Raw genomic sequence first — 8,176 nt, 5'->3', positions numbered from 1 at the left:
ACCAGACGGGTGTGATGGCAAGGCGACGCCGCGAGGGCATACCGGGTGTCTGTTGAGCGGCGTCAACGCCGCCAGCGCGCCCGTATGGTGGCGCGCAGCAGGCGGAGATCGGTGGATCTGGGCTAAGGCAGCGGCCCACCGGCGAGAGCCACGACGACCCCGACCCCTGCCGCGAGCAGCAGCGTGAGGACCACCCCACGCTTGAGCAGCAGCAGGAGTACGCCGGCGGCAGCCAGCACCACCCACTGCCACCATTCGCTCGTCGCCAGCGCCAGCGGGACCGCGGACCCGAGGATGGCACCGATCGCAGCCGGCCCGGCGCCGTCGAGGAAGGCACGGGCGAGCGGCGAAGAGCGCAGCGCCTCGAAGTGCCGTCCACCCGCGATGATCATCACGAACGACGGTCCGAACGCGATCGCGGCAGCACCCAGCGCCCCGAGGAGTCCGGCGGCCGCGAAGCCGACGACCGCGACGGTGTGGACGACCGGGCCCGGGGTGATCTGCCCGAGCGCGACCGCGTTGAGGAACTCGGCGTCGCTCATCCAGCCATAGCGGTCGACCGCATCGGACTGCATCAGCGGGATGATCACGAACCCGCCGCCGTACGACAGCGCGCCGACCTTGAAGGCCGTCCACGCCAGCGGTGCTGCCACCGCTGCGGTGAGCGCTCCTTGAGCCAACAAAGGCAGGGTGAGGACGGACTGGAAGGAGTTCGTACGCCACGGCCTCCGCATCGCCACCTCGACGAGCCCGGCGCCCACGAGCACGAGGACCACCCAGGCCCCGGTGGTCGCGGCGGCGACGGTGCCGACGACGGCGTAGAGGATCCATCGCGGACGCGACGGGGTCCGCTCGTAGGAGGACGGCACCAGCGCCCAGCCCGCCGCGACCGCGACCGCGGCGACCGCCGCACCGGCCCCGGCGCCCGCGCCCAGCACCCACGCTGGCGGGTCGCCCAGGAACAGCGCGGCCAGGGCGACGATCAGCACCAGCCCCGGCAGGATGAACGCGAGCCCGCCGACCAACGCGCCGAGCGCTCCGCGTACCCGCCAGGCGGTGAAGATCGCCAGCTGGGTCGAGGAGGGTCCGGGGAGCAGGTTGCAGGTCGCGATCGCGTCCTCGAACTCCTCCGGCTCCACCCAGCCACGGCGCTCGACGACGGTCTCGCGCAGCAGGCGGATGTGGGCGGGCGGACCGCCGAACCCGATGACACCGATCCGGCCCCACTCCCGAGTGATCTCCACCAGCGTCGTGGTCATGACGCGCAGCGTACGGGCTCGGCGCGATGTTTCTCACTTGTGGATCTTCTGTAACCCTAAGGTGGCGAAAAGCTGCGTCATGACCTGGCCGCGACCCCGTTTCTCTCACGTGAAGGCCGCCGGACAACGGACGGCCAGCGCCGTCCGAGAAGAGGAACACCATGGCTACCACCACGATCACCGCACGTCACCGCAGTGACCTGACCGCCGTCGAGTCGCTCCGCAACAACGTCGTCGACGCCGTCCGCAGCCTCCGCAAGCCCGACCCGTCCGAGCACAAGCACCGCGGCGGGATGCCGCCGGCCGTAGGCACCACGATGTTCGGCGTCGCCGCCGTGGCAGCCACCGGCATCGTCGCGCTCGGCGCCTTCCGCTGACCATGCGCCTACATCTTCGGTCCGTCGTACACAGCCTGATGCTGTGGGTGGACGCCCTGGGCCTACTGAGGGGGAGGGCCAGGGCGCGGTCGGGGGGCCGCACCACGGACTGAGTGTCGTCGCACGAGCGGATCGGGGGATTCACGCTCGAGCAGACGGCACATGCGAGAGATCTCGTCGCACCGAGGGTCATCGACCAGATCTCGCAAGACCGCAGCCGACCATCGAGGGGGATGGTCGGCTGCGGCGTTTCCAGAGCGCGGATGTCAGGCCGGGACCGACGACTCCTCCACCCATCCGCCGTCGACAGGATCGGCGGCGGCCGCGTCGCGGCGTACGTCGGCGTCCTTCCACAGGTCGAGCAGCACCGCCGGCCAGATCTCCTCGTCGGTCGCCGCGAGCTCCGCCCGCGTCCACCAGCGGTGCTCGGCCATGGTGAGCAGCTCCTCCTCGGTGTGGCCGGCGGTGGAGACCTCGAAGGCCGGCACCCAGCACGCGTAGAAGACGTCGTCCTGGTCGATGACCACGTCGCTGTAGCCGTGCACCACGGTGCGCCGCATCGTCGGCCCGAACAGGTCGGCCTCGGTGACCAGGAGGCCGGTCTCCTCCTCGAGCTCGCGCACCGCGGCGATTCGCTCGCTCTCGCCCGGATCGATGCCACCGCCGGGGGTGATCCACCAGCGCGCTCCCGGGATGCCCGGGTCGGAGTCGGCGAAGAGCAGGATCCGGTCGCGGTCGTCGATCAGGAGCACCCGGACCGTGCTCCGGGTGCGGCGTGGCCGCTCCTCGGGAGCGACCGGGACGAAGGTGCGCGGGGAGTCTTCCTCGGAGGCCATGGCCCCATCCTCACCCACGCGGCGCGTACATGATCACGCCCATCCCGGCCAGGCACAGCGCCGCGCCGGCGATGTCCCAGCGGTCGGGCCGGTAGCCGTCCATCGCCATCCCCCAGGCGATCGAGCCGACGACGAAGACACCGCCGTACGCAGCCAGGATCCGCCCGAAGTGGGCATCGGGCTGCAGCGTGGCGACGACGCCGTAGAGGCCGAGCGCGATGAATCCGGCGCCCACCCAGAGCCAGCCGCGATGCTCCCGCAGCCCTTGCCAGACCAACCAGGCGCCACCGATCTCGGCGATCGCGGCCAGCACGAACAGCAGGAGCGAGCGGAGGATCAAAAGCCGTCGCCGATCAGGTGCGCACCACCGAGCGGGTCGTTGTTCCAGGAGATCGTCGTCCAGCCCTCCTCCAGGCTGCCCTCGACGACCGCGAGGCCGGTGTTGCGGATCCGGTTGTCGTCGCCGAAGGCGGGCGACCGCGTGGTGCGCAGCCCGGTCCACATCCGGATCGCCGCACCGTGCGAGACGATCGCGACGGTGTCATCGGGCTCGTGCTGCTTGACCACGGACTGCACCGCGGCGTCGTAGCGCGCCAGGAACTCGTGGCCCGCCTCGCCGCCCGGGACCGGGGTCTCGAGCGTGCCGCGGATCCAGTCGCCGAGCGCCTCGAGATAGGCCGTCACCGACTCCTTGTCGGTGGCCATCTCCAGGTGGCCGGCACTGATCTCCTCGAACCCCTCCTGCACGACGACCGGTATCCCGAGCCGGTTGGCGAGCGGCTCGGCGGTCAGCTGCGTACGCAGCAGCCGGGAGGCGTACAGACCCGCGATCCGCTCCCCCGCCAGCGCATCCGGCACCGCCGCGGCCTGGGAGAGTCCGAGCTCGGTCAACCCCGCCCCCGGGAAGGCAGTGTCGAGCGCCCCCGAGACGTTGCTCGGGGTCTGGCCGTGTCTGATCAGCAGAAGTCTCATATGCCGGTAAGGGTACGGGACCCACCGTGCTGGAAGTGACGGACTAATGTGAATCCGGACGACCTACTTCCGGGAGCCGCCACGATGGGACATGACGAGAGCCCGACCGCTCGGGCGCTGCTCACCCTCGAGCTGCTGCAGTCCTCCCCCGGCATCACCGCCGAGCGCCTGGGCGAGCGGCTGCGGGTCACCGAGCGCGCCGCCCGGCGCTATGTCGCGATCCTGCGGGAGGCAGGAATCCCGGTCGAGTCCGAGCGCGGTCCCTATGGTGGCTATCGCCTCGGCCGAGGGATGCGTACGCCGCTCATCTTCACCACCGCGGAGGCGCTCGGCCTGGTGATGGCCCTGCTCGACGGCCATCACGACATCGCCGACGCCACCGGGCCGGTCGGGAGCGCGGTAGGCAAGATCGGCCGGGTGCTGCCCGAGTCGCTGTCCCAGACGGTGGCCGCGGTGCGGCGTACGATCTCGGCCGTCCCCGACCAGAGCGCCGTCTCGCCCGACCCGGACGTCACCACCAGCCTGGTCCAGGCCTGCGACTCCCGGCGGCGCACCACCATCGCCTACACGACCGAGAACGGCAACGAGCGCAAGATGGTCGTCGACCCCTGGGCGGTCGTCGTGCGCCACGCCCGCTGGTACCTGCTCTGCTGGTCACACACCGCCGACGCGCGCCGGGTGCTCCGGGTCGACCGGATGGGCGCCGTCGACATCGAGGAGACCCGCTTCGTACGTCCCGAGATCGACCCCGTCACCGAGGTCGAGGAACACCTCGGCGAGGGCTGGGCCTACGCGGTCGAGGTCGTCTTCGACGCCCCGTTCGCGCAGGTCGACCGCTATCTTCCGCGCGTCCTGGGTCGCCTCGAACCGATCGACGACGGCCACTGCCGTCTCGTCGGGAGCACCAACAGCCCGGAGTGGTACGCCCAGGAGCTAGCCCGCCGCGCCGTCCCCTTCCGGGTGGTCGAAGGCGACGAGGTACGCCGCTGCGTAGCCCTCCTCGGCCAGCGACTCCTCGACGCCGCCGCGCGCTGAACGCCGCTGACCTCCGCTGGTCGAGCCGCGAGCGGCTCCGACGGCTCGACCAGCGGGGCTCAGGAGAGCCTTGCCGGCAGATGCGAGTAGCCGCGGAGGATGCGGGTGGGGTGGCGCTCGCGGTCGCCGACGAGCTCGAGGCCGGGGAAGCGCTCGAAGAGAAGGCGGAGGCCGATCTCGCCCTCCATCCGGGCCAGCGCGGCACCGAGGCAGAAGTGGCGGCCGCTGGAGAAGGAGAGGTGGTCGCGGGCGTTCTCGCGGGTGACGTCGAAGGTGTGCGGGTCGGTGAAGACGGCGGGGTCGCGGTTGGCGGCGGCCAGCACCGTGTTGATGATCGTGCCGCGCGGGATCGCCTGGCCGGCGATGGTGGAGTCGCGCCGGGCGACCCGGCCGGTGAGCAGCACGGGCGGGTCGAGCCGCAGGATCTCGTCGGAGGCGTTCGACCACAGGTCGGGCTGCGCCTTGAGCACCTCGAGCTGAGCCGGGTTGTCGTGGAGCAGCGCGATGCCGTTGCCGATCAGGTTCACGGTGGTCTCGAAGCCGGCCGCGAAGACCAGCCCGGCGATCGCCCGCAGCTCCCGCTCGCTGAGCCGGTCGCCGTCGTCGCGGAGGGCGACGAGCTGGCTGAGCAGGTCGTCACCGGGATGCTCGGCGAGATACTCGAGGTGGCCACGCAGCCAGGTGTCGAACTCCTCCAAGGAGGCCTCCATGTCCCGGAACGTGCGCCAGCCCAGCCCGATGTCGAGGCTCAGCGCCGCGCCCTTGCCGAGCTCGAGCATGCGTTCGCGCAGGTCGACGGGGACGCCGAGCACCTCGGAGATCACCGTGATCGGCAGCAGCCCGCAGTAGCCCGTGACCAGGTCGACGTCGGCCCCCGACGAGGCCTCCTTCTCCAGGTCGTCGAGGAGCTCCCGGGCGATCTCCTCGGTGCGAGCGCGCAGCTTCTCGACGGCACGCACCGTGAAGACTCGGGTGACCAGCTTGCGGTAGCGGGTGTGCTCCGGCGGCTCGGTCGCCAGCAGCGACGGCGGCTGGAGCGGGGCGAAGATGTCGCTGGCCGACCAGTTCGCCGCCCTCGCCAGCAGACCGGTGCCCGACTCGTCGGGCGCGAAGAACCCGGTGATGAAGTCGTTGCTGGTCAGCACCTCCTTGATGACCTCGTGGTCGACCGCGAGGTGGCTGAACCCGCCCTGGTAGAGCGGCCCGCGAGCACGGAACTCCTCGAACAGGTCGACCAGGTCGAAGGTGTGCGACCCGGGCCCGCTCAGGATCAGGTCACCCTGAAGATCACCCTTCCGGGCGGACCGGACGATGGCCGTACGCGGCAACCCGTGCCCCAGCGCCCAGCGCACGCCCTGTTTGGCGGTTCGCTCCACAGACCCCAGCGTCCGGCCAGCAATCGTGCGGGTGCCGACGGGCGGCGTGATCTTGAGCGGCATGCGAGACCTCCGAGGCGCAGGAACACGTTCTCATGCAGCGTACGCCGCACCGGGGGCCGCCACATCCGACCGTGGTAGCAATTCAGCGCTTGACGAACTCGCGATCGCCCTTGGGCCAGGAATGGGTGTAGCCGGTGACCTTCTTGGCACCGTCGACCCGGACGCTCCACTCCGCGTGCCCGGAGGCGACCGGCTTGACCACGACGAGCTGGTTGGGCTCGGTGATCGTGACCGTACGCGTGAACCGCTCCGGCGCACCCCACGGATCCATCGCGATCGTGGCCGTCACCGGCAGCCTGCTGGCGTCGATCCGCAGCCCGATGGCCTCGGTCATCGCGATCGCCTCCACCGACAGTGTCCTGGTCGGTTCCGGCGGCGCCGGCTTCTTGGTCGGCTTGGGCGTCGGAGTCGGCGTCGGGGTCGGCGTCGGGGTCGGCGTCGGGGTCGGCGTCGGCTCGACGCGGACCGAGGACGCCGACGCGCTCGGTGAGGGCGTCTCCGAGGGCGCCCTTTCGCTGGCCCCCGCGCTCGGCGCCGACTGCTGGCTCTGCGGCTCCTTCTTGTCGGAGGAGTCCGCGTCGGAACCGGTCATGACGCCGCGTACGACCTCGTAGATCAGGATAAGCAGCAGGATGGCGAGGACGACCAGCACCACCCGGCCGCGACGCGTCATCCGCGACCGCCGGTAGGGGGTCGATTCCAGGTGGTGCAGCGGCACCAACGGTCCGGCGACAGCCCTCCTGGCGGGGGTTCCTCGCTCTGATTCGGGCCCTGGTTCGGACTCCGGCTCGGGTTCCGCTTCCGGCTCTGGTTCCGGTTCAGGCACCGGCGCTGGGGCCGGAGGCGGGACCGGTGCCGGCGGCGGCGCAGGTGCCGGCGGAGGCGCTGGTTCTGGTTCCGGCTCGGGTTCCGGCTCCAGCTGAGGTTCCGGGTCGGGCGCAGGTGGTGGCTCGACAGCCGGCGCCGGAACAGCCAGGACCGGTGGCACGTACGGCTCAGGATCGGGCTCGGGCTCGGGGTCCGGCTCGACGACGCCCTGGATGATCACGGGCCCGGCGCCGGCGGGAAGCCAGGCCGCACCGGGCACGTCGTCGGGCGAGCCGTAGCTCCCGAAGACCTCGAGGGTCTCGACGTCGGTGACCTGCCCGTCGGGATGGACGACCATCCGGACACGGGCCTCGTCGTCGGTGGCGACGACCTGGACGGGCTTGCGGCTCGGGCCGGCCAACTGTTCCCGCACGGCGCGTATGCCTGCCTGGTGCGGGTCCTCACCCCACGGACGATCCACCACCAGGCCGTTGAGCGTCGTGACCCCGCGGGTGACGGAGAGGATGGCTGTCTGCTTCCGGGCCATCAGCGGCCTCCGGAAGGGTCAATGCACACGTGTGGGGTCCTCGCGGTGGGGAAGCGGGCAACGGGCTCGGAAAGTGTGTCGTTCAAGCCTCAACAGGGCAACTCACACGCGCAAGCCCTACCCACCAGTTACCGACTTGTCAGCCTGCCTTGTCAGGCGGGCTCGCGAACCCTGTCCTCGAGGAAGTCGTCGAGCATCTCCACGGCGACCGCGTTCGCGGCTTGGATCTTGTCCTGGCTGACACCGCAGATCCGCAGGCACGAGGAAGCGATCGCCCACGCCTCCGGGCACGTGATCCTCCGGACCGTGTCCTTGGTGATCATCTCGGCGCGCATGCTGATGACGCCTTCGACCTGCTGGATGAGCATGTTGCCCAGCTGCTTCAGACCGACGCCCTCGAGCACCTTCTCCGAGGCCACCTTGCTGGCCAGATCGGCGTAGGCGGCAGCGAGCTCTTCGTGCTCTTGGCGGAACTCGGTGTAGACCTCGCCGTTGGTCACGTCCGGCAGCATGTAGAGCATCCCGACGTTGTGATCCACATCGGCAAGAGTGCGTACGTCGACGAGAACCAGCAGATAAAGAGCCGTCTCATAATCGAGCGGTGGCACCTGGTTGCGGATCTTGTCGACCTTGTCCGTGGTCGGACGAACCGACTTACGGAGCAGCTCGACGAGGATCTCGTCCTTGCCTGCGAAGTGGTAGTAGAGAGAGGCCTGACGGATGCCGACCTGGTCGGCGATCTCGCGGGTGGACGTCGCCGCGAAGCCCTGCGACACGAAGAGTCGCGCAGCGGCATCGAGGATCTGGTCGCGGGGTGAGGCGGTACCCGAATCGGGCACATGCCTGGGGCGGCCGGGCCGAGAACGCCTAGTTGTCATGTACGCCATCTAAGCGGCCTCCCGAG

At 70.4% G+C, this 8,176-nt stretch carries 9 protein-coding genes; 2 read left to right on the top strand and 7 right to left on the bottom strand.

Annotation, left to right across the window (positions count from 1 at the left end; translation table 11 throughout):
• Window positions 1–122 precede the first annotated feature (122 nt).
• Window positions 123–1,259: a chromate efflux transporter gene (gene chrA, locus ABZU72_RS27585; protein WP_355021967.1), complete on the bottom strand. Its 1,137-nt coding sequence runs from the start codon at window positions 1,257–1,259 to the stop codon at window positions 123–125.
• 161 nt (window positions 1,260–1,420) lie between these two features.
• Here chrA and ABZU72_RS27580 point away from each other — a divergent pair, with 161 nt between their 5' ends.
• A complete protein-coding gene (locus ABZU72_RS27580; RefSeq protein ID WP_350660394.1) occupies window positions 1,421–1,636 on the top strand; it encodes a hypothetical protein in 216 nt (71 codons plus the stop codon).
• Window positions 1,637–1,902: 266 nt separating this feature from the next.
• On the opposite strand, the gene ABZU72_RS27575 is transcribed toward ABZU72_RS27580, so the two are convergent.
• The 3 genes from ABZU72_RS27575 to ABZU72_RS27565 are packed head-to-tail and all read right to left on the bottom strand — an operon-like array spanning window position 1,903 to window position 3,444.
• A complete protein-coding gene (locus ABZU72_RS27575; RefSeq protein ID WP_355021966.1) occupies window positions 1,903–2,472 on the bottom strand; it encodes an NUDIX domain-containing protein in 570 nt (189 codons plus the stop codon).
• A gap of 10 nt (window positions 2,473–2,482) precedes the next feature.
• On the bottom strand, window positions 2,483–2,812 hold the full coding sequence (locus ABZU72_RS27570) for a YnfA family protein (RefSeq protein ID WP_160026218.1): 330 nt from the start codon (window positions 2,810–2,812) through the stop codon (window positions 2,483–2,485).
• Window positions 2,809–3,444 carry a histidine phosphatase family protein gene (locus ABZU72_RS27565; RefSeq protein WP_355021965.1) on the bottom strand — a complete coding sequence of 212 codons (636 nt, stop codon included), beginning with the start codon at window positions 3,442–3,444 and terminating at the stop codon, window positions 2,809–2,811. The genes ABZU72_RS27570 and ABZU72_RS27565 overlap by 4 nt, the downstream gene beginning before the upstream one ends.
• Before the next feature lie 84 nt (window positions 3,445–3,528).
• Between ABZU72_RS27565 and ABZU72_RS27560 the strand changes: the two genes are divergently transcribed.
• Complete coding sequence (locus ABZU72_RS27560; RefSeq protein WP_355021964.1) at window positions 3,529–4,479, top strand: WYL domain-containing protein; 951 nt, start codon at window positions 3,529–3,531, stop codon at window positions 4,477–4,479.
• 59 nt (window positions 4,480–4,538) lie between these two features.
• On the opposite strand, the gene ABZU72_RS27555 is transcribed toward ABZU72_RS27560, so the two are convergent.
• The 3 genes from ABZU72_RS27555 to ABZU72_RS27545 all read right to left on the bottom strand — a co-directional run bounded on the left by ABZU72_RS27555 (window position 4,539) and on the right by ABZU72_RS27545 (window position 8,111).
• The gene (locus ABZU72_RS27555) at window positions 4,539–5,918 is read right to left on the bottom strand and encodes a cytochrome P450 (RefSeq protein WP_355021963.1); all 1,380 of its coding nucleotides are present in this window, start codon (window positions 5,916–5,918) and stop codon (window positions 4,539–4,541) included.
• An 82-nt stretch (window positions 5,919–6,000) separates the two neighbouring features.
• Window positions 6,001–7,272 carry a hypothetical protein gene (locus tag ABZU72_RS27550; RefSeq protein ID WP_355021962.1) on the bottom strand — a complete coding sequence of 424 codons (1,272 nt, stop codon included), beginning with the start codon at window positions 7,270–7,272 and terminating at the stop codon, window positions 6,001–6,003.
• Window positions 7,273–7,424: 152 nt separating this feature from the next.
• Window positions 7,425–8,111: a helix-turn-helix domain-containing protein gene (locus ABZU72_RS27545; protein WP_355021961.1), complete on the bottom strand. Its 687-nt coding sequence runs from the start codon at window positions 8,109–8,111 to the stop codon at window positions 7,425–7,427.
• Window positions 8,112–8,176 lie beyond the last annotated feature (65 nt).

The sequence above is a fragment of the Nocardioides sp. NPDC004968 genome, assembly GCF_040608935.1.
GTDB lineage: Bacteria > Actinomycetota > Actinomycetes > Propionibacteriales > Nocardioidaceae > Nocardioides.
The sequence above is the reverse complement of the archived record's forward strand: the minus strand, read 5'-3'. Positions and strand labels throughout refer to the sequence as shown.

Bases quoted from the DNA above. Each gene is read 5' to 3' on its own strand.
- ABZU72_RS27550 (WP_355021962.1), bottom strand. From the start codon at position 7,272: ATGGCCCGGAAGCAGACAGCCATCCTCTCCGTCACCCGCGGGGTCACG.
- ABZU72_RS27575 (WP_355021966.1), bottom strand. From the start codon at position 2,472: ATGGCCTCCGAGGAAGACTCCCCGCGCACCTTCGTCCCGGTCGCTCCC.
- chrA (WP_355021967.1), bottom strand. From the start codon at position 1,259: ATGACCACGACGCTGGTGGAGATCACTCGGGAGTGGGGCCGGATCGGT.
- ABZU72_RS27560 (WP_355021964.1), top strand. From the start codon at position 3,529: ATGGGACATGACGAGAGCCCGACCGCTCGGGCGCTGCTCACCCTCGAG.
- ABZU72_RS27565 (WP_355021965.1), bottom strand. From the start codon at position 3,444: ATGAGACTTCTGCTGATCAGACACGGCCAGACCCCGAGCAACGTCTCG.
- ABZU72_RS27580 (WP_350660394.1), top strand. From the start codon at position 1,421: ATGGCTACCACCACGATCACCGCACGTCACCGCAGTGACCTGACCGCC.
- ABZU72_RS27555 (WP_355021963.1), bottom strand. From the start codon at position 5,918: ATGCCGCTCAAGATCACGCCGCCCGTCGGCACCCGCACGATTGCTGGC.